We start from the raw sequence: 25,932 nt of genomic DNA on the forward strand, positions 1-25,932 counted from the left end.
GCCTGCCGCCGCGGCGGTCAGGCGGTGTTGCCGGCGTCGACGGTCAGAACGGTGCCGGTGATGTTGCGGCCGCCTTCACCGAGGAGATATTCGACCATGGAAGCGACGTCATCGGCCTCGGGCAAGCGGCGCAGCGCGCTGCGGCCGGCGATGCGCCGGCGGCCGTCGTCGTCCAGCGACCTGGTGAGTTCGGTGTCGACGAAGCCGGGCGCGATCGCGTTCACGGTGATGCCGAGCTTGCCGACTTCGCGGGCCAGTGAACGGGTGAAGCCTCCGGCCGCGGCCTTGGATGCGGCATAGACAGACAGGCCGTTGTAGCCGGTCGAGGCGATGATGGAGGAGATGTTGACGATGCGCCCGGCGCCGTCGGCCATCATGTGACGCACCACATATTTGGTCAAAACGATCGGCGACAGCACGTTCAGGCGGATCAACGCCTCGATCTCGGAATTGTGCATCGTGGCCAGCAGCCCTTCGGTGCCGATCCCGGCATTGTTGACGAGGCCATAGATCGCGCCGAAGGCATCGCGAAGCTCCTTGACGAAGGCGGGAATCTCGTCGGTCCGGCCGAGATCGAATGCCCTGAACTGCAGTCGGTCCGCTCCCGTTTCGCGGATCGCCCGGCCCAGACCCTCGCTCTCGCGGCGCGCGACAGCGACCACGTTGTAGTCGCCGGATGCGGCGAGCCGGCGCGCAATCGCAAGCCCGATGCCGCGGCTGCCGCCGGTGACAAGGACGTTACGCATCGGCGCGCACCAGTTTTCCCGCCGCCGTGACGTCGAGCCGCTCGACGAAGCGGATCACCGCGGGCACCTTATATGCCGCAAGCGAGTCCCTGCACCGAGCGAGAATTTCCGTGCGGATGGTTTCCTGGCGATCCGCATTGGTGCCGTCGGCAAGGACGATGTCGGCGACCACGACGGCGCCGGTGATCGGGCTCTTGCGCGACCGCGCGCGCGACATCCGCACCGACTCGTGCCGGTTGATCACGGCCTCGATCTCCTCGGGATGAACCTTCAGCCCGCCGATGTTGATGATGCCGCCGCGCCGGCCGATGAAGTGGTACCGATCGCCGCGCAGTTCGACCATGTCGCCGGTATCGACGAAGCCCTCGGCATCGGCGAGCGACGGTGCGGCCGTGCCGATATAGGCATGCGCCGTGCGGTGGGAGCGGATCCGGAGCGAACCATCGACGACCTTCATTTCGACGCCGTCACGATTCCGCCCGATCAGACCGGCGGGAAAACCCTCGCGCCCGTCATCCACCGCGAAACCGACGCCGGCCTCGGTCGAAGCATAGGCATGGCCGATCGACGCATGTGGAAACGCGCGGGCCAGGGCATCGAGCACCGCCTGGTCGGCGATTTCGCCGGATAGCCGGACATAACGCGGCGAGAAGTCTTCGGCCGCACCGCTCATCAGGAGCTTGCGCCAGTGCGACGGCGTTCCGGAGATGTGAGTGACGCCGCCCGCACGCAACCGTGCCACGTGGTCCGCGATGGCTTCGCCGGGCTCCGACAGCACCATCGATCCACCGCCAATCACGGCGCGCAGGAAAATCTGCAGGCCACCATAGCGGCGGATGTCATAGAACGTCGCCCAGGTCGCGTTCGTATGGCGCGCAGGTCCGTCGGCAACGATCGCGCCGGCCAGCCCATCGAGCGTATGTCCAACGATCTTCGGCAGCCCTGATGTCCCCGACGTCAGCATCAGCCACTCTGTTGCGCGTTCGGTCCTCCATCCCGCGGCCGCACGTTCGGGCAGGCCGACGCCAGCGACCAGATATGCGCCGGTATCGTATCGATCCGGCCGATCGGTCACGATCGCATCGATCTCGGCCTCCGGAAGCAAGGCCCGGATGTGATCCGGATCGAGGTCGGGCGGGCACAGAAGCATGCGGCGGGCAACGCCGTCGAGCTCGATCATGGCGAGCGCGGACTGCAGTTGCCCCGACACCGCAAGCAGCACCGATCGGCCGGACAGTTCGCGGGATCTGCCGATCAGGCAGCTGTGCCTGAGAATGTCGGTCAGCGATACGCTGTGCCGGGCATCGGAAATTGTGCGGCCCTTCAGCTCCGGGCCGAGATACTCGCGCAGCGCAAAGGTCTCAGGCGGGGACATTCTCGTAAGCCCTGACGAACTCGCCCACCGTCGACGGGAAGGCGGCATCGTCCGCAATGGTGAACGGATCGATCCCGAGATCGTCCTCCAGCCGCGCGACCAGAATCGCGAATGCCAGCGAGTCGAACCCGGTGTCGTGGAGCGATAGATCGTCCTGGAGCGGCGGCAGCTTGACCTTCTGTTCTTTGGCGATCTGCTGCATCGCCGAGAAAATCCTCGACCTTACTGACATGGAACACCTCACCTCTCAAAAACGGCTTTCGAGCCGATTGCCTAGAACCTGAACCTGCCTTCCACGATGCTCGCGTAGACGGCGCGACAGATCGGACGAAAGTCGCCAGTCGCAGGATCGCGAAAGAACAGTGGGTCGCCGACGATTAAGGGATCAAATCCCTCGCGCATCAGCCGCTGCTTGTTCTGCTTGAAGGTCTCGGTGGCCTCAAGCGAGCGGCAGAGCCTCACGAAGATCGGAAGTGCATAGACCGGGAGCCGACGCGCCAGGTGTTCCGCGAAGGTCCAGAAATCAAAGTCCTGATCCACGACCAAAGCCGCCATGCCGGCACGGCCGTCGGCGCCGGGAACAGCGACCCCATAGGTGGAGGCATCGAGAACGCCGGGGCAGTCTCTGATCGCGTCGTTCACCTCTCCCGTCGCGACGTTCTCGCCCTTCCAGCGGAACGTGTCGCCGATCCGGTCGACAAAATGGAAGTAGCCCTGCTCGTCGCGCGTCATGAGATCGCCGGTGCGGAACCAGGCATCGCCTTCGGCAAAGACGTCGCGCAGGATCTTCTTCGCGGTCTCGGCCGGATCGGTATACCCCTCGAAAGGACCGCCGCCCCGATCGGCGGCGCCGATGCGCCCAACCGCTTCGCCGACCTCACCGGGAGCGCAGCCCACGCATAGCCCGTCCGCGCCGCGGACCGGGCTGCCGCTGTCGGCATCGACCTTCACGATCGCAGCGGGAAAGCGATGCGCCAGCAGCGACGGGATCCGGCCGATCGCGCCGGGTTTTCCCTCGACGTTGAACAGCGAAAAGTTGCCTTCCGTCGACGCGTAGAATTCGAGGATACGAGGAATCGCAAACCGCCCGGCGAACGCCTCCCAGATGTCGCCGCGCAATCCGTTGCCGACCGCCAGCCGCAGCCGGTGTCCTGTTTCCAGCCCGGACGCCGGCGCCTTCAGCAGGTAGCGACAAAGCTCGCCGATATACTGGAAGACCGTGCAGTCGAAACTCACGATGTCGTCCCAGAAGTTTGTCGCGGAGAATTTCTCTGCGATCGCGACCGAACCGCCTGCGTGAAGCATGCTGCAGGGCGCGACCACACCGCCCACGGAATGATGGAGCGGCAGGCAATCATACAGACGGTCGTCCACGGAAGCGTCCGTGAGCCCGGCAAACCATCCACCCCAGATGAGAATGCGGCGATGACTGACGTTCGCCGCCTTCGGCAGTCCAGTGGTGCCCGAGGTGTAGATGAGGAGCGCGCGTCCATCGATCGTGACGTCGCCGCGCTCGGCGGAGGAAAGCGGGCTTGTATCCGCGACGGCGAGTGCCGCGTCCAGGTCGGCGCCTACACCGCCGGCACCGAGACTCCAGATTTGCGGCACGCGGTCCAGATGCGGAAGTGCGGTCTCCACCGCATCCACGCATTCGGCGGCAAGGATGACATGATCGGCACGTGCGACGTCGATGCAGTAGGCGAGCGACCGCCCGACCAGTCTGGTGTTGATCAGCGCCACCGTGCCGCCGACGCTGCTGATGCCGAGCCAGCAGGCGATGTAGTCCGGCCGGTTCGGCATCAGTAGGCAGACGGTGCTGCCGGTACGGATGCCCAGGCCCAGTGCCCAGCGCGCATATCGGTTGATCCGGGCGGCGAGTTGCCCGTAGGAGAAGGTCTGACCATCCGAGAGCAACGCGGGGCGCCCGGGCTGCCGCTGCGCCCAGTCGTCCACGACGTCAGCGAAGAGCCGATGCGGCCTATCCTCGATCTGCGAGGTCAGCTCGATGGCCTTCAGCCAAGTTTTGGCAACGGAGGGACCGCGCTGCGGAGCGCTTGTTCCGGTCGCCGGCTGGATCACCGCTGCTTCCATGACCTGACCATGCAGATGGGTTTGATCGATCTCGGCGCGGCGGGTGACGCAGCGCCCCGGAACGGGCGCGACTTGCGATCAATGTGAATGCCGCTTCGCTCGGCCGAAGAAGCATTTCTGTTCAAGTCGTTTATCCCGTTCCGGGTCCGAGCTGGTTGAGGATCATCATCTCCAGCGTCCTCACCGATTGGAAATTCTCGGGCGTGATCTCGGGTTGAGGAAGGATGAGATCGAACTCGGCTTCGACCTTGAGCATCAGCGCGACCATATCCATCGAGTCCAGCCCAATGTCTACCAGCCGCGACTCCGGGTGAATATCCGCCTTGATCGCGTTCTGCTCGAGGACGCTTCTCACGACGAAAAGAACACGGTCCTGGACGCTGGGATTAACGTACTGCATTTCACCCCCACACATTGCGTAGCGGCATGATCGTAATCGAAGAGACGATAGCTGACTGCAAGTCGGGTCAATAGCTCTACTTCGGAGGTACCTCGCCCGGAAGCGCGCCGCTCATCGACATCCACCTTTGCGCCGCCGACTTCGCGGACTCGGTCGGCTAGATTGCCCCCTCCATTGGCGCGAATTTCATTTCGACGCGGTGCGGGACGCCCGATTATCAAGTGGGAGGCATTGGCCATGAACGTGCAGCAAGTCCAGCTCCGCAACTTCCCGGAAAGCAACCAGCTCCAGGCTTACTCTGACCGAGCCTCGTTCCGGCAGCGGGCGGCGGCCGTCGCGGAGGCAGCGACGACGGAGGTCGAAGCGGTGGACCGCGAGGCGCGCTTCCCGCGGAAAGCCATCGACGCGGCGCGAGAGCAGAGGCTTCTGGGCGTCCAGATCCCGATCGAATTCGGCGGAGACGGCGCATCGATATCCGACGTAGCCGACATGTGTTACGCGATCGGCCGCGCCTGCGCATCGGCCGGGATGATCTTTGCGATGCACCAGACCAAGATAGCGTGTCTGGTGCGCCACGGCGCGGGCAGCGGCTGGCACGAAAAGCTCATGTGCCGCGTAGCCGCCGAACAGCTGCTGCTCGCGTCGTCAACCACCGAAGGTCAGAACGGCGGGAACATTCGCTTCAGCTCGGCGGCGGTGGAGCGCGAAGGCGCCGAGATCTCGCTGACTCGCGACGCGACAGTGATTTCCTACGGCGCCGAGGCAGACGGCATCGTCACCATCGCCCGTCGCGCGGACGAGGCCGCTGGATCCGATCAGGTGCTGCTGGCTATCACGCGGAACGACTATACGCTCGAGCCCACGCTGGCGTGGGAGACGCTCGGCATGCGCGGAACCTGCAGCGCCGGCTTCAAGCTGAACTTCAAGGGCACCGCGGAACAGATCTTCCCCGTGCCATACGACAAGATCCATGCGCAGACGATGACGCCCGTCGCTCATCTGTGCTGGTCGTCGGTCTGGGCGGGAATTGCAGCCGCTGCGGTGGACCGCGCACAGCTATTTATCCGCAAGGCCGCACGCGGGTCAGGCGGCAACATGCCCCCCGCAGCGTCACATTTTACGTCCGCCAAGATGACGCTGACCAAACTGCGCGCCATGATCGCGGCGAATCTCGACTCCTTTGCGGCCCGCGAACAGGACGAGCGCGCGCTGTCGTCCATCGACTTTCAGTCGTCAATCAACCTTCTCAAGGTGGAGGCCTCCGAGCTCGCCGTTACGACTGTGCTGCACGCGATGCGCGCCTGCGGCTTGTCCGGTTACCGCAACGACACCGACGTCAGCATTGGCCGGCACCTCCGCGACGTGCTCTCGGCTCCAATCATGATCAACAACGACCGCATCCTCGCCAGTATGGGTACCGCCACGCTGATGAGCGCCGTGCCGACCTCCCTGCGCGACTGATTTTATTCTCGAACGAATGGGTCTTGACATGAACGTGGCCATGTTTGCCGCCGCACCGGCAGAAGCCGCCGATCCCTTAGACCATCTCGCCGATGTATTGTTCTACCGGTTGGGCTCTCCGGGGGTCTATGGCCGCACCGCGCTCTATGAAGACGTCGTGGAGCGGCTTGCGGCGCTGATCACTCGGTATCGCGAACCGGACGCCGAGGTGATGCGCTTCCCTCCCGTCATGAACCGCGGCCAGCTTGAGCGGTCTGGCTATTTGAAGAGTTTCCCGAACCTCCTGGGCTGCGTTTGCGGTCTGCATGGCACGGAAAGTGAGATCGACCGAGCAGTCGACCGCTTCGATGCCGGGGGAGACTGGACCGCGTCGCTGTCGCCGGCCGACCTCGTGCTGTCGCCGGCCGCCTGCTATCCCGTCTATCCGATCGCGGCGAGCCGCGGCCCGGTGCCGGCGGAGGGCTGGTGCTTCGACGTAGCCGCCGATTGCTTCCGTCGCGAGCCCTCGCGCCATCTCGACCGGCTGCAGTCCTTCAGGATGCGCGAATACGTCTGCATCGGCAGCCCCGATCACGTCTCGCAATTCCGCGAGCGCTGGATGATGCTTGCAAAGGAGATCGCCACCGATCTCGGGCTGACGTTCAGAATCGATTACGCCAGCGATCCGTTCTTCGGCCGGGTCGGACGGATGAAGGCAGTGAGCCAGCAGCAGCAAGCGCTGAAATTCGAGTTGCTGATCCCTCTGCGCTCCGATGAGCAGCCGACCGCCTGCATGAGCTTCAATTATCACCGCGATCATTTCGGCACCACCTGGGGCATCGTGGATTCCTCCGGGCAGCCGGCCCATACCGCCTGCGTGGCCTTCGGCATGGATCGCCTCGCCGTCGCCATGTTCCACACCCACGGCAGCAACGTCGCCAGATGGCCGAACGCGGTGCGGGACCTGCTCGGCTTTCCGCGGATGGACCGCTAGACGAGTTCAGCGTTCGAGGAACTGCAATGCACCAGCGAACTCCCGAGGTAGCCCGCGCCCGAAGAGCCGAAGGGCCAACCTCGATGAAAAGAGAGACCCTCGCCGTCCACGGCGGCTTCGAAGACGATCCGACCACCAAGGCCGTCGCCGTGCCGATCTACCAGACGGCCTCGTACGCCTTCGACAGCGCCGACCATGGCGCCGCGCTCTTCAACCTCGAAGTGGATGGCTTCCGCTACACAAGGATCGGCAACCCGACCAACGCGGTGCTGGAGAAGCGCGTAGCCGCCATGGAAGGCGGCGTCGACGCGCTTAGCGTGGCGTGCGGTCAGGCCGCAGTGAACTATGCGGTGATCAACATCGCCGGGATGGGCACCAACATCGTGTCGGTCCCGCAACTCTACGGCACCACTTACACGCTGTTCGCACACATCCTGCCGCAGCAGGGCATCACGGTCCGGTTCTCGGAAGACGACCGTCCGGCGAGTGTGGAAAAATTGATCGACGACGACACGAGGGCGGTGTTCTGCGAAAGCGTCGGAAATCCGGCCGGAAATATCTGCGACATCGAAGCAATGGCCGACGTCGCCCACAGGCACGGCGTGCCGCTGATCGTCGACAACACGGTGGCTACCCCGATCCTGCTAAGACCGATCGAATACGGCGCTGATGTCGTGGTGGAGTCGCTGACAAAGTTCATGGGCGGACACGGCACCACGCTTGGTGGAATCATCGTCGACGGCGGCAAATTCCCGTGGACAGAGCATGGCCGGCGCTTTGCTATGATGAATGAGCCGGAGAAATCGTATCACGGGCTGGTCTTCACCGAACGGTACGGGGCCGCCGCCTACATCGCGCGCTGCCGCGCCGTCTCCATGAGGAACACTGGCTCCATTCTGGCGCCGATGAACGCCTTCCTGCTGCTCCAGGGCATCGAGACCGTCGCGGTGCGCATCGAGCGGCACGTCGAGAATGCCGAGGAGGTCGCGCGGTTTCTGCGCAATGACCGCCGCGTCGCATGGGTGAACTATGCGGGCTTCCAAGACAGCCCCTATTATGCGCTGACACAAAAATATCTGGGCGGCCGGGCTTGCTCGCTGCTGACCTTCGGCGTGGCCGGAGGGTTCGAGGCCGGCAAGCGGTTCTATGACGCGCTGAAGCTGGTCAAGCGGCTGGTCAACATTGGCGATGCGAAATCGCTCGCCTGCCACCCCGCATCGACCACGCACCGGCAAATGTCGCCCGAAGAGCAGGAGAAGGCCGGCGTGCGGCCCGAGATGATCAGGCTGAGCGTAGGAATCGAACACGTCGACGACATCATCGCCGACCTCGATCAGGCGCTACATGCCGCAGATTGATTTCAAGTCAACCATGAAGGCATCCCGATGCCTGTGCTAATCGACATAGACTCGCACGAACATCACCTCTTCTCGAGAGCGCCGAACGGAGGCACCGCCGCGATGGCGTCGCCGGGAAGCCGCGTGGAGTGCCTCGATATCGGGCTGATCAACAACATGCCCGACGCCGCCCTGATGTCCACCGAGCGCCAGATATTCGATCTGGTCGGTGCGGCGGCCGAAAGGCTCGTCGTCAGACTGCACTTCTACACGATGGCGACGACGCCCCGTTCGGAATGGGGGCACGACTACGTGCGTCGATACTACCGCAGCACCGACGATCTGCTGAACGGAGGCCTGGACGGCGTGATCGTGACCGGCACCGAGCCGAGAGCCGCCAACCTGACGGAGGAGCCATACTGGAACTCTTTCGTCCAGCTCGTCGACTGGGCCAGGGAGAATACCCTGTCGTCGGTGTATTCCTGTCTGGCCGTCCATGGTGCCGTCCTGCACATGGACGGCGTGGAGCGCCACAAGCTGCCTGCCAAATGCATCGGTGTCTTCGCTCAAACGAAGACGACAAGGCATCCCCTGATGCACAACGTTCCCGCGACCTTCAGAATACCGCATGCCCGCTGGAACGAGGTAACGGAGCGAGAGCTCGTGAACTGCGGATACTCCGTTCTCACCACGTCGCCGCAGTCTGGCGTCGACTGTTTCGTCAAACAGCAGAAGAAGAGCCTTTTCGTCCATTTCCAGGGCCACCCGGAATACGAGACCCAGACTCTGCTGGGCGAATACAGAAGGGACATGGGCCGGTTCCTGCGCGGAGAGAACGAAGTCTGTCCGACCATACCGAGGGGCTATTTTGGCATGGAGGCGGAAGAGCTCCTGACCGCGTACCGGCGAAAAGCCCTGTCCGACAGATGTCCGGAGTTCTTCGCCGATTTCCCGGCCGATCGCCTGGCGAGAGATCTGAGAAACGCTTGGCATCGGCCGGCGAGGCACATCTACCGCAACTGGCTGCTGTACATGGCATCGCAGCGAGCCGCACGCTCGAGGCCGCCGCCTCTTAGCGGAAGGAATCGAACGAGGCCGGACTCGCACCGCAGTGGAGACCCTGCATTCGGGCACCATGGGTGACGGGAGCAGGCGCAAGGAGGGGCTCGCGCTGACGACCCGTTGACGAAGAAGCGGAATTGGATCGCATGACGGAGTTCGGACCATGATCCGATGCCGCGAGACACGTCAACATCAGCGCGGCGCACTGGGCCTGGCCGACCATCGAAGCCCAGGATTTCCGCCCGTATTGCGGCGGCTTGTTCTTCTCCTTTCCCGTGCTGTCGCGTTCGGCCAAAGGCGTGCGCGTCGAAGTCGTGCCGCGGGACGCGCAGGAGATCGACGGCTTGTCCAAAGCCGACGTCGCGCTGCTTGCACGGCACGCGGCCTACGGCTGCCTCAGCCTGGCTTGTCGCGCGGCCGACGGCCGCAGGGAGGACCTGGTCGGCTTTTACAAAGGACGGCACGGCCGCAAATACTTCAAGGGTCCGCAACGTCCTCGCTTGCCGATCTGTCTGATACCGAGCTGGTGATCTACGGACCGCAGCTCAATCGTCCATATGGAGGAGACGCATGATTCCCGAAAGCAAGCCCGTTAGCCACTCCCGGACATGGACGTTCTTCAAAGGCCAGTGGCACGAGGGCAATGTGCCGATCATGGGGCCACGCACCCATGGGCTCTGGCTCGGGTCGACCGTGTTCGATGGCGCACGCGCCTTCGAAGGCGTCACGCCCGATCTCGACCGTCATTGCGCGCGCGTCAATGAATCCGCGATCAAATTCGGGCTCAAGCCGACCGTCGATCTCGACACCTGGTTGGGCTTGGCGCACGAAGGCATCGCTCGCTTCCCGGCCAATGCCGAGCTCTACATCCGCCCGATGTATTGGCCGCAGAGCGGCATCGGCGGCGGCGTGCTCTACGATCCGGAAACGACGGACTGGTGCCTTTGCATCTACGAAGCGCCGCTCCCGAAGCCTGTCGGCACCGCGATCACGCTGTCGCCGTTCCGCAGACCGACCGCCGAATGCGCGCCGGTTGATGTCAAGGCCGCCTGTCTCTACCCGAACTGTTCGCGTGCGCTGATCGAGGCCGCCTCGCGCGGCTTCCAGAACTGCCTGATGCTGGACATGCTCGGCAACGTCGCGGAGTTCGGCAATGCCAACGTGTTCATGGCGAAAGATGGCGTAGTCTACACGCCCGCGCCGAACGGTACCTTCCTGAACGGCATTACCCGGCAGCGGGTGATCGAACTTTTGCGCGGCGAAGGCGTCACCGTGATTGAGGCCACGCTGCAATATGCCGATTTCCTCACGGCAGACGAGATCTTTTCGACCGGCAATTTCGCCAAGGTCGTACCGGTGATCCGGATCGACGACCGCCAGCTCACGCCCGGCCCCTTCTATGCGCGCGCGCGGAAACTGTATTGGGATTTCGCGCACGCCGTAAAGCTTGCGGCGTGAGACGGATCGATGCGTGATCTTGTCGATCAGGCTGGGGTGGTCTTCTAACTGAGGCGGTGTGGCATGGCTTTCCGGGTTGCCGATCTGATCGTGGATATTCTGATCGCGCATGGCGTCGACCGGGCATTTAGCGTACCCGGCGAAAGCTTTCTTGCGCTCCTTGACGCCCTGTACGAACGCGACGAGATCGATCTGGTGACTTGCCGCCACGAGGGAAGCGCCAGTCTTGCCGCGATCGCCGACGCCAAGCTCACCGGCCGGGCGGGCGTGGTGATGGCAAGCCGCGGACCGGGCGCATCCAACGCGGCGATCGGTCTCCACGTCGCTTCGCAGGAAGCGATACCCCTCGTATTGTTGGTCGGCCAGGTCGACAGGCCGAATTTGAATCGTGACGCAGTGCAGGAGATCGACACGGGGCGCGCGTTCAGTGGCCTTATCAAATGGTCCACTCGAATCGATTCAGCCGCCCAGGTGCCCGAGATGATGGCACGCGCATTTTCCGCGGCGCTTGGCGGCACGCCCGGGCCAGTTGTGATCGAGCTTCCTGCTGATGTTCTCGAGATGGAGGCCGGTCAGCTCTCCGCCAGGGTTCACGGCGTTGCGCGAGCCGAGCCCAGCCGCGCCGCCGTGGAACAGGCGGCCACCTTGCTTGGCGACGCGGAGAGACCGATTCTGCTGGTCGGAGGAGAGTGTCGCACTGCAGAATTTCGCGAGGATCTGGTCGCACTGAGCGAGCACTGGAACGTGCCTGTCGCCGTCACCACCAAGATGCAAGATCAGTATCCGAACGATCACCGGCTCTGGATCGGGCATCTTGGCTTCTTCATGTCGCCGGCTCATGTCAGGCTCTTTGAGCGAGCGGACCTGATCGTTGCGATCGGAACTCGGCTCGGCGATTTATCTTCCCTGGGATTTCGGTTTCCGCGACAAATTCCGACGTCTCAGCCTCTGGTTCACGTCTACCCCGACCCGAATGCGATCGGGACTCACTTCCATACGGATCTCCCGATCGTGGCGTCGGCGCATCCCTTCGTAAGATCCTCGCTCGAGCTACCGGCCATCGAACGCGAGCGCGGTGAGTGGATCGAAGCCGTAGCCAAAACCCGGGAAGCGGTACATGCGTGGCCTGAGCAGCGTACCCCCAGCGCCGATGTCCTTGGCCATGCGGTTGCGGCCATCGCCAAACTTTTCAGAGCAGATGGTATCGTGACGACCGACTCCGGCAACTTTGCCGCGTGGGTACACCGGATTTTCCGCTTCAAGCCGTCAGCCCGACTGCTCGGCTCCGCCTGCGGCGCGATGGGCAGCGGTATTCCTTCTGCATTGAGCGCGGGCCTTCGTTATCCGGATCGTCAGGTGATCGCGTTCTGCGGCGACGGCGGCTTCCTGATGACCGGGAATGAATTAGCAACTGCCGTTGCCCGCCGGCTCAATATAAAGATCGTGATCTCCAATAACCGGTCATACGGCACCATCCGTACCCATCAGGAAAGAGCATTTCCCAAACGTCCTTGGGGCACGGACCTGTCCAATCCCGACTTTGCGGCCCTTGCCCGCGCGTTCGGCGCGCAGGGCTATACCATCACGAACGCAGCGGAAGTGGCCGATGTCGTAGCGGAAGCAATGTCGGTGACCGGACCCGTTGTGATCGAAGTTCGATCCGATGTATGTCAAACAATTGACCGGTCCCTCGCTGCAGTGTCGGCTGACGTACACAGTGTTCCAGTAGCCTGAAATTCAAGGCGAAGCTACGAAAGCAACGACGCTGCCTGGCTCACGCTCCAGCTTCATCTCATGTTTCGGCTCACCCCGAGGTGCCTCGTTAGAGGTAACTCGCGTCGAGCGACCCGTTGAACGGAGCACCCCAGTTAATCTTCGGCAAATTTGGCCTCTTCATTAATTTTGAGATAATCTGATCTTCGTTGTTCTAGCCGCCACCGGAATTCTTTTGAAGCCGTGCATCCTTTTTCAATCCTTGGAGGTCATCGATGCCGCTTGCGCTAGTTGAAACCGGCCATTGCAATGTGGATCTCAAACCGTCGCCGATCAAGCCACACTGGATCCTCGAGGGCAATCCGGAAGCCCGCGAGCACGTGCTGTCGACGAGCGCATGCGGCACTACCAAGACCATTATCTGGTCCTGCACCGAGGGCAAGTTCAACTGGTACTACGACGTCGACGAGACCATCATGATCCTCGAAGGATCGATCGTGCTCGAGAGCAATGGCATGCCGCCGCGGCGTTATGGCGTCGGTGACGTGATATTGTTCCGCGAAGGTGCGTGCGTCAAATGGCATGTCGAGGGTCATGTGAGGAAGATCGCCTTCTTCCGCCAGACCATTCCGTTCGGACTAGGCTACGCCGTTCGTGCCATCAACAAGCTCAAGCAGATCTTGTTCGCGCCCGGCGGGCGTCCCTCCGCGCGACAACCAGGTTCTGTCCAATCAAGTAATTCAACGGCCACGGCTGCTACTTACGATGTCGCTCCGGCCCGCTTTTCGTGGCGCCGCAAAACACACAATGTGAACTGATGTTTCCTGTGCCTTGCTGTTCGATTTGGGAGCCACGCCTGAATGTCAGCTTCCTCCACCAAGATCGCGCTCCTTATCGATGGCGCCAATCTTTATGCGACCAGCAAGATGCTTGGCTTCGATGTGGATTACAAGCGACTGCTCACTGAATTCCAAAGTCGCGGCACGCTGGTTCGCGCATTTTACTATACTGCGGTCATCGAGGATCAGGAGTATTCGTCGATCCGGCCCCTGATCGATTGGCTCGACTACAACGGCTATACCGTGGCCACCAGACCGATGAGAGAGTTCACCGACGCCAGCGGCCATCGCAAGGCGAAGGGCAGCATGGACATCAAACTCGCTGTTGATGCCATGGAGCTTGCCGAGCATATCGATCAGATGTTTCTGTTCTCAGGTGACGGCGACTTCCGCCCATTGGTGGAGGCGATCCAACGCCGAGGGGTTCGCGTCACCGTCGTCTCGACCATTGCCACCCATCCTCCGATGATTGCCGATGAACTTCGGCGGCAGGCCGACGCTTTCATCGACCTCGTGGATTTGAAGCCCAAGCTTGGCCGCGACCCGTCCGAGCGGCCGGCCGCGCGCGAGGCGCGCCATCACACATTATCCTTGCACCGTCACGACAGCTGACGACGACCTTCAATGATCAAGCAACGCTCCACGCGCGATGCGTGGTCTTGCTCTTTCCTTATTGCAGCCGCGCAGACTAGAGCGTGATGACTTTTCTTCGAATCGTCATCCCGCTCTATCTCTTTGATTTGAGCATGATCTCCGCGCAAACGCGTTCCGCGTTTGTCGCGAGGGAAAACCGGTACCCACTTTTCCGGATCATGCTCTAGTCCTGGAGTGAAAAGACCGCAGGCATTTTCGCGCTGCGGCTCACCGGGCTCAAATGCATCCGTATGAAAAACGCTCGATCCGCCACCCCCGGCTCTTCGAACACACTGACCCGAATATCTTCGAGTGTGGAGTCGCAAATGCTGTTCCCAGGCGAGGAACACATCGGATGTTGCGCAAGGGAGACAGGGTTGATACGACCGCCTGCTCTGCAGCTGCGTCGCTGATACTCGCGATCCTACGCTGCTTTGAAGCTTCGGCTTGGCGGGCCAATGGCGCTTACCGTCACGGCAAATCCCGCTCTCACGTTTCCCGATACCAGCTCCCAAGCTGCCAGAGATCGGCGTCCCAGCCCGAGATATGCGCGGTCAGCTTGCCGCCGAGCGCCGCGACCCGGGTGCGGGAGACGATGGGCTGGATGTAATTGTCCGTTACGACGAGATCGTTGAGCTTGACGAACAGTGCTGCGCGCTTCACCGCGTCGAGCTCCTGTTCGACCTGCTTGTAGGTCTCGTCATACTCCTTGCTTTGCCAGCGCGAGACATTTCGCCCCTGCCACTTGTTTTCCTTGTTCGCCACCTGCCACGACACGTACTGGTTCATGAAGAACTGCGGATCGGCCTGCGGCATGGTGGTGTTGTACATCTGCGCATCGCAATAGAAATGCGTGTAGGTGTCGGGATTGGCGGTATCGGAGGAGAAGAATACCGATCCCACCACCGACTTCAGCTCGACGTCGATGCCTGCCTTCTGGCACGCCTGCTTGACGATGGCCTGGGTCTTCTGCCTCGGCGCATTGATCGAGGTCTGGAATACGAATTTCAGCGGCTTGCCGTCCTTGGCCCTGATGCCGTCGCTGCCCTTTTTCCAGCCGGCGGCCTCGAGGATCTGGTTGGCCTTCTCGATGTTGAATTCGAACTTCGTGTTTTTCGACCGGAAGCGTTCCGGGTTGTTGAGGAAGTTCGCGGTGGCCCGCGCCGTGCGGCCATAGATGAATTTCTCGATCGAGGCGCGATCGATCAGGAGATTGATGGCCTGGCGCACGGCCGGATCGCTGAACAGCGGATGTTTGGTCTTGATGCTGGCGCGCTCGCCATCGACCTCGACCGCGGGATCGGTCGAGTTGAGTTGCATGAATTCGACGTTGCCTGACGTCGTGATGCTCAACTTGCCCTTTCCGACGGCTTCCAGCTTCGTCAGGATCTCCTCTTCGACCTGCATGTTCCATGCATAATCATATTCGCCGGTTTGCAGCACCGCGCGCGCCGCCGACACCGCGTCGCCGCCGCCCTTGACCTCCACCTCGTCGAAATGCGGCCGGTTGGCGACATGGTAGTTGGGGTTGATTTTGGCGCGGAGCATGTCGCCCGGTTTGAAATCCACGAACTGATAGGGACCGGTGCCGACCGGTTTCAGATTGTGCGGCGCCTCGCGCGATTTGGCGCCGACGTAATCCTTGAACAGGTGTTTTGGGATGATCATGCCGTAGTTGCCGACAAAGGCATCGGCCCAGAACGGCGTCGGCTTGGCAAAGGTGAGGCGGACAGTGAAGTCGTCGATCTTCTCGACCGTGATGTCCTTGTAGCTGCCGATCGAAACCGCCGCGGTCTCCGGTGTTTTGGCATATTCCCAGTTGAAGACGACGTCGTCGGCCGTGAACGGCATGCCGTCATGCCATTTGACGCCACGTTTCAGCTTCCAGATCACCGAGCGGCCGTCCTCGGCCAATCCGTCATTCTCCTTGCTCGGAATTTCGGCCGCGAGGATCGGAACCAGGTTGCCGTCGCCATCCCATCCCGCCAACGGCTCGTAAAAGATCCGGGAGCCTTCCTGATCCTTGGTGCCGACGGCAAAATGCGGATTGAGCAGGGTCACGGCCTGCCAATACATCAGTTTCAGCACGCCGCCGCCGCCGGCCTTGGTCGGCTTGTAGGGAAGCGCGGTCTGGGCCATCGCGACCCCGCACTGGCTCAGCATCATCCCGGCCATCGGCGCCGAAAGGCCAATGGCGATCATTTGCTGGACAAAGGCCCGCCGCGACAACTGGCCGGTCTTGACGTCTGCGATCAGGTCTCGAATTTCCTGTTCTTTCATGAGACCAACTCCTCAACTGGTGCTGAATGCCTCGTCACGCGCGATACTGGAAATGGATCAGGTCAGCGCGAAGCTGTCAAAGCAGGATCTGCGCCATCACGCCAAGCCGATCCGAGGCAAGATGACGCGGCGTCAGTCGGCAATGGGAATGACGGCGGCCGTGCCACTTAATTGACACATCGCGCCTCAATGGCATCGCCTGCGAATTAAGCGTGACGCTGTTCGTCGCCGACCACGCGAAGGTCGATCCTGCCGATCAGGTCCGAACGAAGCGCCTCAGCGTCGCTCATGGCGGCCATGGTCTGTCGCAAAGTGCTGGCGTTCGAGCCGAGCGACACGATGCCGCCCAGCACCGCCGCAATCGAGCCGATGGCGGCGACCTGATTGGATCCGAGCAGACCGAGCACGGTGACCAGCATCAATCCGGCCCCGGCGGCGATCACCGATTTCGAGACCAGCGTGATCTTGCGGCACCGTTCGGCGGTCTCGGCCAGTTCCTCGAGCCGCGCTTCGATCCGCGTAATCTCCTCGATCGGGTCGTCCTCGTCCATCGGTCCAAAAAGCCCCATTCCGCAAGGTTCGTTTCAGGATTCGCCGGCAGCCAGGCCTTTTACTGCAATGACACGCCGATGCCCATCGATCTCACCGCTCCCGACGATCATCCATTTGCGGCCGTCCGGTCCAAGCCCGATTGAGCCATTGGGTAGCCATGTCGAGCCGGGGCTTTCCTTGCAGCCGCGCCAGGGCTTCGTGGTAGGGCCCGGCGTAGCGGAGGCGGACCGGCAGATATGGATATACGCGGCCGATCCACCTCAGCGCTCGATCTGCGGCTCTCCGGTCGCGTTGGTCAAGATCGAGGCCGAAGCCGGTGCGCAGCCGCTCGGGCAACATCTGCGCGGTCAGGGCCAGATACCATCGCGGCGGCCGCAGCCACGGCCGCGCGCCAGAGAAGATCTGTTGGGCCACGTCGCGCGCCGCGGGGCTGACGGACAGGGTTTCGGATTGCGCCATCGCGGCGGTGTAATCCGCGAAGGATGACCAGTCCGCCGGCAAATCCTCGGGCTTCAGCCCGAACAATGACCCGAACAGCCGGCTTTCGGTCCAGTACCGCTCGCGCTCTTCCGCCGAGAGCGGTGGCAGGACAAGGTCGTGCGCCATGGCGGCGGTCTCGACCAGGGTGGCGTGAACCCAGCGCAGCGCGGCGACATCGTTGGCGCTGTAGAGTGAGCCTTTGGCAAAGCAGCCGATGGCCTCGGGCAAATTGCCGGAGATGCCGGCGTGCCGCCGGTGCAGGCGCCGGGCGGCGGCGGTTGCACTGTCGAGTGAACCGAACACCATCGTGAACATCACCTCGAAGGTGCGGTGAAAGCGGCCGATCGGGTCGGCAAAGGTGCGCGAGTGCTCGGCGATGGCGGCCGCAACCCAGGGATGCGCCAGTTGAAGCAGCAAGGCGCGTCCGGCGCCGAGAAAGATGACGGCTTCCCGGTCGATCCGCCACGTCACCGACGCAGGACCAAAAATGCCCTCGTTCGGGCCGGCGGCGCCGGCCCTGACGACTTCGAGCGCAGACTCAAGATCACTTTCCGAGACCAATTGGCAAACCTTCGAACCATCGACTTGCTTTTCGCGAGGCAGATTCTACCGCAACTCAGCGGGCACGGGCAGACGCATCTTGCGCATCGGTAAAGCCAAACCAGGCGAGCGGCAATGCGAGCGCGCAGAGAACTGCCATCGCAACGAACGCCCCTCCCCCATAATTCGCGTAGAAAAAACCCGAGAACAGCGTCAGCGCAGCCGTCACCGCGCCTGAACCGAACGCGTAGGCGGCTTGAGCGGTCGCGGCCATGCGGGTCGGAATAAGAACCGCCATCATCCGCATGCAGGCGAGATGCAGCAGGGCAAATGTCAGTCCGTGAAGCGGCTGTACCACCGCGAGCGCCACTACTGAGGTCGTTGTCCCGGCGACCGACCAGCGGATGATTCCGGCCGCGGCCGCCAGCACCGCCGCGCCACGCGCGCCGAACCGGTTGAGCAATGCCGGGCCGACCAGGAAGAACACGATGACTTCTGAGGCGACGGCTTCCGACCACAGGACACTGATCACGGAGGTGTCTATGCCGGCATTGCTCCACCGGATCACGGCAAAGGCATCATGCATGGCGTGGCTGCCGTAGATCAGAGCCGAGACGAGGATCAGGATTCGAAACCGCGCAATCCCGAGCAGCCCGCGGATTTCGCGCGCAAGCTTCGATGCGCTGATATGCGGCGCAGTTGGAGTAGAAGCCCTGGGGACCAGCACAGTAGCGCCAGTGGCCGCGATCAGCAGGGCCGCGTTCAGCCAGATCACACGCGTAAGGTCGCTGGAAGTAATGAGCTGTCCGATGATCAGCGTGCCGCAGACGAAAGCCGCGGACGCGGCACCGCGGATCCAGCCGTATTCGAACGGCCTTCCCGCCATCTGGGGCCTGGCGGCGTTGACCGACAGCGCGTCGGCGATCGACGTCGTGGGAGCCAAAGCCGCTGCTTGCACCAACGCGACAAGCAACAATAACCAGAAGCCATCCGCGCGTAGCAGTGCCACGGCCGCTGCAGCCGCCAGGACCGTGCAGAATGCGAGCACGAGGCGCAACGATTGCAGGAAGTCGGCGAACATCCCCACGAGTGGTCCTGCGACAAGGCGCACCAATAACGCCGCCGCCAGTATCAGTCCGATCTGCTCGGGCGTGAGCGATCTGGTTTCGAAATACTTTGGCCAGAATGGCGACGCCACGCCGAACGCCGCGTACAGCGTGGCGTAAAGCGCGATGTAGGCGAGCGGTCCGCTGACGCGCATGTTCCAAAGTTCCACTCGGTAAAATTACGGGCGATAAGAACACTGCTCTGCCGCAGTTCGCCCGCGAAATTTCCACATCCAAATTCTAACCGACCGCCTTCACACACCATGGATGGAAAATTGATGCGATATGTTTTCGCCGCCGTGATTGCTGTGTTTGTGATCGCGGTGGATCTTGAAAGTTCCGGCAATGGATCAATATGGGCCGAACCATCTTTCGTCGTTGCCGAAGCGCAATCGGAACCCGCTGCGGGAACAAATTCTCAGCCGGGAACTGCGACCGCATCGGCGGAGTCTTCGCAACAACTGGACGCGACGAACGTCGTTTCTGCGCCAGACGAGAAGACAACGGCAGCCGATGCCAATGCTCATGCAGCCGCCTCGATCAACGAGGAGCCCTCATCAGCGGATGTGATCTGCGAAGCGGTGAGGACGGCCGCCGAGGACAACGATATTCCGATCGGATTCTTCGTGCGCCTGCTCTGGCAGGAAAGCAGGTTTAAAGCGACGGAAGTCAGTTCCGCAGGCGCGCGAGGCATCGCGCAGTTCATGCCGCAGACGGCAGTCGAGATGGGCTTGAAAAACCCGTTCGATCCGCTGCAGGCGATCCCGGCCTCGGCAAAATTCCTTCGCAAGCTGCATAATCAGTTCGGCAATCTCGGGCTTGCGGCGGCTGCGTATAATGCAGGCGGCGGCCGGATCGAGAAGTGGCTGTCGCGACGCGGTGGCTTGCCGAAGGAGACGCGCGCTTACGTCAAGATCATCACGGGTCACAAGGCCGAGGCCTGGATCGACGAGGAAAGCACCGTCCACATGCCGACCGATCTGCCGCACAAGGCGCCATGCGAGGGCGTCGGCGGCTTGTCGCGGCAAGACCAGGTCGCCACTGTCAATGTCGACCTGACGCCTGCGGCCAGCGCGATGGTGCGCAAGGCGGAAGCCGGCGAGGTCGAGGAGAAGAAGTACGCGGCCGTCAGGAAGCTGCGCGTTGCGGCGAGTTCGGTAGCCCGACGCGTCCGTGCGGCGGCGAGCAAGGCCAAGGCACGCGTTGTGCTGCTGGCAGCGCGGAAATCAGGGAAGAAATCCGCCGTGCGCCTCGCATCGGAATCTTCCGGCCGAAAATCATCGAGGGCGGCGCGGGAGTTGTAACGCTATTCCTCAAACGAAAAAAGCCCGCGAGGATCGCGGGCTTTTATCTCGTGAGTCTGCTTTACCAGCCGCTGCCGAAGCTGAAGGTTACGCCAGGGCCGCCGTAGTGGCGGTGACCATAGTAGCGGGGACCGTAATAGCCATACGCGCGCGGCGCGTAGTAGTTATAGCTCCTGTAATAGGGCCGGTAGTGATGATGGCGCCAGTGGTGGTGATGACGCCAGTGGCGGTGCTGGGCGCTGAAATCGGTGGAAGTCTGGGCGGCATTCGTCGCGCTCTTTGCCTTCACCGCATTGTCGGCGGCGTTGGCTGCGGAACCTCCCATCAGCGCAGCAGCACCAACGGCGAATACGATAGCTAGCTTCTTCATCATCGAACTCCAGTAAACGTGTCTGGGGCTAACCAGCCGGCGCGCCTGACGTTCCGGTGTGCGACATAACGCTCCTTGAACAAATATTCACGAAGATGAACGCGAAGTTCCTGCGACAAGAGTAGCGTTGTCCGGCGATGAGTCGCGGCGTAATGATTCGTTGTGATCGAAAAGCAGCGACATTGCCGATGTGGCGCGATCTACCATCGCACCGAAGCGATAGCGCCCTCGCGCGAGATCGACAGCTTTGAGTGCACGGCCTGCGGCACCACGCTCGAAACATGGGACAGCGCGTGGGTGCCGACCTATCGGCTGATCAGCAGCCCGACAGTCAAGTCAACAGACGACGACGGCGCGCACGAATCGGACGCCGCCTGCAAGGCTATTCCACCGCAGCAAACGTAACGGCGATCGTATCCGGGGAAACGCCGCTCACCTGCAGCACCACCGGGCTCGCGTCGAGATCGAGCCGCACGCTCTTGCGCATACCCGGGCAATCGCCGCGGCCGGTGCTGCCGACGGAGCGGGCGTAGCGGCCGTTCTCGATCACATCGATCCAGGCATCCTCCGACAAGGTGATCTGGTAAATGCCGGGCTTTGATAGCGCTGGCAGGCGTACCATGCCGCCGTGCCATGGCTCGGTTCGTGGCTTGCGCTCCGGCGGCATGGCGAAGGAGGCCTGCGCTCCCGGCTGCGGGCGGATCAGGAGCGCGCCTGATGGCAGCGCCGCCAGGGTCTCGCCCGCGGCAATCGCGGGCTTGTCCGCCGCCGCAAACGCTGCGCGTTCGCTTGCCAAGGACCATGCGAATTTTTCGCAGCCGTCATCAGCCGCGACCGGTTCGAGCAAGGCAATCAGCGCGACGGCGACGAGGAAGGAGCGAAGCATCGAAAGTCTCCTACTTCGGCAGAGCCGGCGCGGCAAAGCCGTGCTTTGCCAGCATGCGCTGGCCATCCGCCGACAGGATGAACAGCGCGAATTTGTACGCCGGTGCCGAGGCGCCGTTCAGCACGGTCAGGCCGTAATCGGCGCCGACCGCGAGCGCATCGGGCAGTTGCACGATCTGCTGCGCCGGATTCTCGCGCTGCGCGGCGAGCGCGTTGGTGCAATAGGTCAGAAAGATATCGGCGGCGTTTTGCGCGATGAGCTCGCCATAGATCGAGCGGCCGTGCGGCGCGGGCGGGCTCGTGGGACCGCCGGTGAGCTGCAGCACTTTGTTCTCCAGCGTCGCTAATGCGCCGGGTTCTGATCTTCTCGGCTTTACCAAAAACCTCCCAGGCGCAATCGCCCGACGGATCGGCCTTTGGCGTCGAGGTGCCGAGCTTCACTTGCGGGTCGAGCATGCGGTCCATGAGCGTGGCCGGCGCGACGTCGAGACCGGGCCGCACCAGCGCGCACAGCCGGCTGCGCGCGAACAGCACCACCGCCCCGCTGCGGTTCTCCTGCGCGAGCGCCTGCGGGTGCTCCATGTTGGCGGAGGCAAACACCTCCGCCTTGGCACCCGCCGCGATCTCGTCCTTCAGCAAACCGGAGGCGCCGAATTTTGCCTGCACCTTGCCGAGGTTTGCGGCTTCAAACGCCTTTGCCACCTCGCTCAATGCGGCGCGCAAGCTGCCGGCGGCGTGAGCAACACCGTTTCCTCTGCCATCGCCGGCGCCATCGTGACCAGGAGAACCGCGAACGCCGCCGAAAACCGGCCTGCATCACGCGCCGGAATCGCTGGCGTTGGGATAGAACAACTGCTCGCCGTTGATCTTGTAATCGGCGATCGCCTTCTGGCCCTCGGATGATACCAGCCAGTCGATCAACTGCTGGCCGAGATCTTTCTTGACGCTCGAATGCTTCTCCGGACTAACCAGCATGACGCCGTACTGGTTGAACAGCCGCTTGTCGCCTTCGACGGCAACGACGAGATCGCCGCGATTCTTGAACGACAGCCAGGTGCCGCGATCGGCGAGCACATAGGCGTTCGAGGCGGACGCGGTGTTGAGCGCCGCGCCCATGCCCTGCCCGATCTCCTTGTACCAGGGACCCTTGTCTCTCGCGATATCGACCCCGGCAACTTTCCAGAGGTTCACTTCCGCCTGATGGGTGCCAGACTTGTCGCCGCGGGAAATAAAATCGGAACCCTTGGCCTTGATCGCGGAAAGCGCCGCGACGATGTCCTTCGAGCCCTTGATGCCGGCCGGATCGCTCTTCGGGCCGACCAGGATGAAGTCGTTGTACATCACCGGATAGCGCTTGACGCCAAAGCCTTCGGAAACGAATTTTTCTTCCGCAGGTTTGGCGTGGACGAACACGACGTCGGCATCGCCCCGGCGTGCGCTATCGAGCGCCTGTCCGGTGCCTTGCGCCACCACCTTCACGTCGATGCCGGTCTTGGCCTTGAACATCGGCAGGATGTGGCCGAACAGGCCGGAATCCTGCGTCGAGGTGGTCGAGGCGACCACGATCGATTTGTCCTGCGCGACGGCGTGACCTGCGAAAACCAGACTGGCAGTCGCTGCAATCAGCAAACGGCGGGTGAGCGTGTTCATTCGTTTCTCCTCAAATCAATAGTTCACCGGCGAGGAACGCCCTCGCCTCGAGAGTTCGCGGCGCGTCGAAGAACGACGCGGCCGCGCCGGTCTCTACGATGCGGCCGCGGTGGAGCATCACGACCTCGCCGGCGAGCCTGCGCGCCTCGCCGAAATCGTGGGTCGCCATCACGACCTTGATGTTGCGTTCGCTGACCGCACGGATGATGTCTTCCACCGCCTTAGTCGCGACCGGATCGAGGCTCGCGGTTGGCTCGTCCAGGAACAGCACCGCGGGATCGCGCGCCAGCGCGCGGGCCAGCGCCAGCCGCTGCTGCTCGCCGCCGGAGAGTCGACGCGCGGCGCGGCCGGCGAGCCCGTGCAAGCCGACCAGTTCGAGCAGTTCATCCGTGCGGCGCGTATGCTCCGCCCGTGGGATGCCGGCAGCGCGCAGCGCAAACCGGATGTTGGCGGCAGCGCTGCGCCGAAGCATAGCCGGGCGTTGAAACACGATCGCGCGCTTGAGCGGCGGGACGTTTTCCAGCCCGCCCCAGGTGATGCGCCCGCGGGACGGCGCGAGCAGTCCCATCGCCACGCGCAGCAGCGTCGATTTGCCCGAACCGTTCGGGCCGATCAGCACCGTCGGCGCACCCGGCGCCAGCGTGAGCGCGATATCGTCGAGGATCGTGACGCCGCCGGCCGCAACCGTGACGCCATCGAATTCAATCGGCAGTTCGCTTGACGGCGCGCGCATGGTCATCCCGCCAGTCGCTCGCCGGCCCGGCGCACGCTCCAGGCCAGCGCGTTGACGGCGATTACGATTGAAATCAGCACGAGGCCGAGGCCGACCGCGAGCGGCAGGTCGCCCTTGGAAGTTTCCAGCGCAATCGCCGTCGTCATCGTGCGGGTAAAGCCTTCGATGTTGCCGCCGACGATGATGATGGCGCCGACTTCCGCCGCGGCGCGACCGAAGCCGGCGAGCAGCGCGGTGACGAGGCTGAAGCGCGCATCCCAGATCAACGCCGCGACGCGACCGATCGGGCCGAGATTCATCGCGGTCAGTTCGTCGCGGTATTCGATCCAGAGATCCTCGATGGTCTGGCGTGTCAGCGCGGCGATAATCGGCATGACCAGCACGGTCTGCGCGATGATCATGGCGCCTGCCGTGAACAGCAGGCCGAACGAACCCAGCGGCCCGGAGCGCGACAGAGCCAGATAGACCGCGAGACCGACGACGACCGGCGGCAGGCCCATCAAGGCGTTGAGCAGGACGATGACGCCCTGGCGGCCGGGGAATTTCGTCAGCGCGATGAGGGCGCCGAGGGGAATCCCGATCAGCGCCGCCAGCGCCACCGCGGACAGGCTGACATAGAGCGACAGCCGCACGATGGCGAACAGCGCGGGGTCGCCGGAGAGCACGAGTTGAATGGCTGAAACGTCGCTGGGCATGGGAATTTCCGTTCGGCAGACATCTTGCGCAGATGGTCCTGACATGGTCAATTTGCGGAAATGCTGCATTCAGGTGCATATTCATGCCTATGCGGGAACTCCTGACGACTGACGAAGCTGCGGACTATCTGCGGCTCTCGGAACGCAAGCTTTACGAGCTGGTGGCGGACCGCGCGGTGCCTTGCAGCAAGGTGACCGGGCGCTGGCTGTTTTCGCGCGCCGCGCTGGACCGCTGGGTCTCCGCGGGCCTGATCGCGCCGGCCGGCCTGGCGCAGGTGTCGGCGCCCCCCATCGTCGGCGGCAGCCAGGATCCGCTGCTGGAATGGGGCTTGCGCGAAAGCAATTCGGGGCTGGCCAGCCTGCCCGAGGGCAGCGAGGAAGGGCTGCGGCGGCTGACGCGTGGCGAGGTGATGATCGCGGCGATCCATTTGCATCGGCTGGACGGCGACGATGAGCGAGCCAATGTCGACGCGGTCGCCGATGCGCCGGGATTGCACGATGCCGTCGTGCTCGGTTTTGCCCGGCGCGAGCAGGGCATTCTGGTTGCCACAGGCAATCCGCTTGATCTGAGCGACATGGCCTCGATCGCCACCTCGCGCGCCCGCATGGCGCAGCGTCCAGCGGGCGCCGGCGCGCAATTGCTGCTGCTGGCGCTGCTCGCGCGCGCCGGCATCGCGCTCGACGATCTGAAACTGGCGAAGCCAGCGTTTCCGACCGGCCCCGATATCGCGCAGGCCATCCGAGTGGGCCGGATCGATTGCGGCATCGCTACCAGAAGCGTGGCGAAATCGTCGGGGCTCGACTTCTTGCCGCTCGTCTGGGAGCGCTTCGACCTCGTCATGCGGCAGCGCGACTATTTCATGAAGGGGCCGCAGGCGCTGTTCGACTTCATGCGCGAGGTGGGCTTTCGCGATCGGGCCGCCGACCTTGGCGGCTACGACGTGAGCGAGGCCGGCGCGGTGCGGCTAGTGAACTAGAACACGGACAGGTCGAGCGCGCTAACCTAATATTGCGCCTGCCATGCGGGATGCTGTGGTTCAGGAGCAGACAAAGATCAAAGGCGTCGCTGTAGTTGCTACCGCGATCAGGGTCAGCAACATCAGGGTCGCAAGAATTGCGGCTTACCGCGTTTTCGCTGAATTGAGCCGACTCAGTGAAGGCAGCGATTGTTCAGGATAGTCGGGGCAGCTAACCATGGACAAGTTTGAGCTCAACCATGCGGTCAGTCTGTTCACTCAACAGACAACAA

Annotated in this window: 25 protein-coding genes and 2 pseudogenes; 12 read left to right on the top strand and 15 right to left on the bottom strand. The window is 62.9% G+C overall.

The window, feature by feature from the left end:
* Positions 1-17: 17 nt before the first annotated feature.
* From ACH79_RS06720 to ACH79_RS06740, 5 genes are all read right to left on the bottom strand, one after another.
* Positions 18-746 carry an SDR family NAD(P)-dependent oxidoreductase gene (locus ACH79_RS06720; RefSeq protein WP_161850312.1) on the bottom strand — a complete coding sequence of 243 codons (729 nt, stop codon included), beginning with the start codon at positions 744-746 and terminating at the stop codon, positions 18-20.
* On the bottom strand, positions 739-2,121 hold the full coding sequence (locus ACH79_RS06725; RefSeq protein WP_161850313.1) for a class I adenylate-forming enzyme family protein: 1,383 nt from the start codon (positions 2,119-2,121) through the stop codon (positions 739-741). The genes ACH79_RS06720 and ACH79_RS06725 overlap by 8 nt, the downstream gene beginning before the upstream one ends.
* Positions 2,108-2,353, bottom strand: a complete 246-nt coding sequence (locus tag ACH79_RS06730) for an acyl carrier protein (RefSeq protein WP_161850314.1) — start codon at positions 2,351-2,353, stop codon at positions 2,108-2,110. Before ACH79_RS06730 ends, ACH79_RS06725 begins: the two co-directional genes overlap by 14 nt.
* Positions 2,354-2,394: 41 nt before the next feature.
* Complete coding sequence (locus tag ACH79_RS06735; protein WP_161850315.1) at positions 2,395-4,212, bottom strand: long-chain-acyl-CoA synthetase; 1,818 nt, start codon at positions 4,210-4,212, stop codon at positions 2,395-2,397.
* A 130-nt stretch (positions 4,213-4,342) separates the two neighbouring features.
* Positions 4,343-4,612 carry an acyl carrier protein gene (locus tag ACH79_RS06740; protein WP_161850316.1) on the bottom strand — a complete coding sequence of 90 codons (270 nt, stop codon included), beginning with the start codon at positions 4,610-4,612 and terminating at the stop codon, positions 4,343-4,345.
* Between the two features lie 237 nt (positions 4,613-4,849).
* On the opposite strand from ACH79_RS06740, the gene ACH79_RS06745 reads away from it, so the two are divergent.
* From ACH79_RS06745 to ACH79_RS06785, 9 genes and pseudogenes are all read left to right on the top strand, one after another.
* Positions 4,850-6,073, top strand: a complete 1,224-nt coding sequence (locus ACH79_RS06745; protein WP_161850317.1) for an acyl-CoA dehydrogenase family protein — start codon at positions 4,850-4,852, stop codon at positions 6,071-6,073.
* 28 nt (positions 6,074-6,101) lie between these two features.
* Positions 6,102-7,046 carry an amino acid--[acyl-carrier-protein] ligase gene (locus ACH79_RS06750; RefSeq protein WP_161850318.1) on the top strand — a complete coding sequence of 315 codons (945 nt, stop codon included), beginning with the start codon at positions 6,102-6,104 and terminating at the stop codon, positions 7,044-7,046.
* A gap of 83 nt (positions 7,047-7,129) precedes the next feature.
* The gene (locus tag ACH79_RS06755) at positions 7,130-8,404 is read left to right on the top strand and encodes an O-acetylhomoserine aminocarboxypropyltransferase/cysteine synthase family protein (protein ID WP_161850319.1); all 1,275 of its coding nucleotides are present in this window, start codon (positions 7,130-7,132) and stop codon (positions 8,402-8,404) included.
* 27 nt (positions 8,405-8,431) lie between these two features.
* Positions 8,432-9,526, top strand: coding sequence for a homoserine O-succinyltransferase (locus ACH79_RS06760; RefSeq protein ID WP_161850320.1), 1,095 nt, complete (start codon positions 8,432-8,434; stop codon positions 9,524-9,526).
* Positions 9,527-9,744: 218 nt separating this feature from the next.
* The gene (locus tag ACH79_RS42875; RefSeq protein ID WP_202639183.1) at positions 9,745-9,975 is read left to right on the top strand and encodes a hypothetical protein; all 231 of its coding nucleotides are present in this window, start codon (positions 9,745-9,747) and stop codon (positions 9,973-9,975) included.
* Between the two features lie 40 nt (positions 9,976-10,015).
* On the top strand, positions 10,016-10,903 hold the full coding sequence (locus tag ACH79_RS06770) for a branched-chain amino acid aminotransferase (RefSeq protein ID WP_161850321.1): 888 nt from the start codon (positions 10,016-10,018) through the stop codon (positions 10,901-10,903).
* Between the two features lie 63 nt (positions 10,904-10,966).
* Positions 10,967-12,637, top strand: a complete 1,671-nt coding sequence (locus tag ACH79_RS06775; RefSeq protein ID WP_161850322.1) for a thiamine pyrophosphate-dependent enzyme — start codon at positions 10,967-10,969, stop codon at positions 12,635-12,637.
* Positions 12,638-12,891: 254 nt separating this feature from the next.
* Positions 12,892-13,341 (top strand): annotated as a pseudogene (locus tag ACH79_RS06780) (cupin domain-containing protein); the annotation flags it as partial.
* A gap of 135 nt (positions 13,342-13,476) precedes the next feature.
* Positions 13,477-14,067 carry an NYN domain-containing protein gene (locus tag ACH79_RS06785; protein WP_161850324.1) on the top strand — a complete coding sequence of 197 codons (591 nt, stop codon included), beginning with the start codon at positions 13,477-13,479 and terminating at the stop codon, positions 14,065-14,067.
* Positions 14,068-14,577: 510 nt separating this feature from the next.
* Here ACH79_RS06785 and ACH79_RS06790 read toward each other — a convergent pair.
* From ACH79_RS06790 to ACH79_RS06805, 4 genes are all read right to left on the bottom strand, one after another.
* Positions 14,578-16,368, bottom strand: a complete 1,791-nt coding sequence (locus tag ACH79_RS06790) for a peptide ABC transporter substrate-binding protein (RefSeq protein WP_161850325.1) — start codon at positions 16,366-16,368, stop codon at positions 14,578-14,580.
* 206 nt (positions 16,369-16,574) lie between these two features.
* Positions 16,575-16,919 (bottom strand): hypothetical protein, encoded by a 345-nt coding sequence (locus tag ACH79_RS06795; protein WP_161856245.1) that lies wholly within the window; start codon positions 16,917-16,919, stop codon positions 16,575-16,577.
* A gap of 91 nt (positions 16,920-17,010) precedes the next feature.
* A complete protein-coding gene (locus ACH79_RS06800; protein ID WP_161850326.1) occupies positions 17,011-17,961 on the bottom strand; it encodes an oxygenase MpaB family protein in 951 nt (316 codons plus the stop codon).
* 55 nt (positions 17,962-18,016) lie between these two features.
* The gene (locus tag ACH79_RS06805; RefSeq protein ID WP_161850327.1) at positions 18,017-19,201 is read right to left on the bottom strand and encodes an MFS transporter; all 1,185 of its coding nucleotides are present in this window, start codon (positions 19,199-19,201) and stop codon (positions 18,017-18,019) included.
* A gap of 123 nt (positions 19,202-19,324) precedes the next feature.
* Here ACH79_RS06805 and ACH79_RS06810 point away from each other — a divergent pair, with 123 nt between their 5' ends.
* Positions 19,325-20,350 (top strand): lytic transglycosylase domain-containing protein, encoded by a 1,026-nt coding sequence (locus ACH79_RS06810; protein WP_161850328.1) that lies wholly within the window; start codon positions 19,325-19,327, stop codon positions 20,348-20,350.
* A 61-nt stretch (positions 20,351-20,411) separates the two neighbouring features.
* Here ACH79_RS06810 and ACH79_RS06815 read toward each other — a convergent pair whose 3' ends face one another.
* Positions 20,412-20,720 carry a hypothetical protein gene (locus ACH79_RS06815; RefSeq protein WP_161850329.1) on the bottom strand — a complete coding sequence of 103 codons (309 nt, stop codon included), beginning with the start codon at positions 20,718-20,720 and terminating at the stop codon, positions 20,412-20,414.
* Positions 20,721-20,882: 162 nt separating this feature from the next.
* On the opposite strand from ACH79_RS06815, the gene ACH79_RS06820 reads away from it, so the two are divergent.
* Positions 20,883-21,125, top strand: a complete 243-nt coding sequence (locus ACH79_RS06820; RefSeq protein ID WP_161850330.1) for a hypothetical protein — start codon at positions 20,883-20,885, stop codon at positions 21,123-21,125.
* Here ACH79_RS06820 and ACH79_RS06825 read toward each other — a convergent pair.
* The 5 genes and pseudogenes from ACH79_RS06825 to ACH79_RS06845 form a co-directional block, all read right to left on the bottom strand.
* Positions 21,103-21,606 carry a hypothetical protein gene (locus ACH79_RS06825; protein ID WP_161850331.1) on the bottom strand — a complete coding sequence of 168 codons (504 nt, stop codon included), beginning with the start codon at positions 21,604-21,606 and terminating at the stop codon, positions 21,103-21,105. The two genes, ACH79_RS06820 and ACH79_RS06825, sit on opposite strands and share 23 nt — an antisense overlap.
* A 10-nt stretch (positions 21,607-21,616) precedes the next feature.
* Positions 21,617-22,307 (bottom strand): annotated as a pseudogene (locus ACH79_RS45030) (molybdate ABC transporter substrate-binding protein).
* Positions 22,308-22,421: 114 nt separating this feature from the next.
* Complete coding sequence (locus ACH79_RS06835) at positions 22,422-23,255, bottom strand: extracellular solute-binding protein (RefSeq protein WP_161850332.1); 834 nt, start codon at positions 23,253-23,255, stop codon at positions 22,422-22,424.
* A 10-nt stretch (positions 23,256-23,265) separates the two neighbouring features.
* The gene (locus tag ACH79_RS06840) at positions 23,266-23,988 is read right to left on the bottom strand and encodes an energy-coupling factor ABC transporter ATP-binding protein (protein WP_202639185.1); all 723 of its coding nucleotides are present in this window, start codon (positions 23,986-23,988) and stop codon (positions 23,266-23,268) included.
* A 2-nt stretch (positions 23,989-23,990) separates the two neighbouring features.
* Positions 23,991-24,683 carry an ABC transporter permease gene (locus tag ACH79_RS06845; protein WP_161850334.1) on the bottom strand — a complete coding sequence of 231 codons (693 nt, stop codon included), beginning with the start codon at positions 24,681-24,683 and terminating at the stop codon, positions 23,991-23,993.
* An 83-nt stretch (positions 24,684-24,766) separates the two neighbouring features.
* On the opposite strand from ACH79_RS06845, the gene ACH79_RS06850 reads away from it, so the two are divergent.
* Positions 24,767-25,660, top strand: a complete 894-nt coding sequence (locus ACH79_RS06850) for a helix-turn-helix transcriptional regulator (protein WP_246738456.1) — start codon at positions 24,767-24,769, stop codon at positions 25,658-25,660.
* Positions 25,661-25,932: the final 272 nt, after the last annotated feature.

It is taken from the genome of Bradyrhizobium sp. CCBAU 051011, assembly GCF_009930815.1.
Lineage (GTDB): Bacteria > Pseudomonadota > Alphaproteobacteria > Rhizobiales > Xanthobacteraceae > Bradyrhizobium.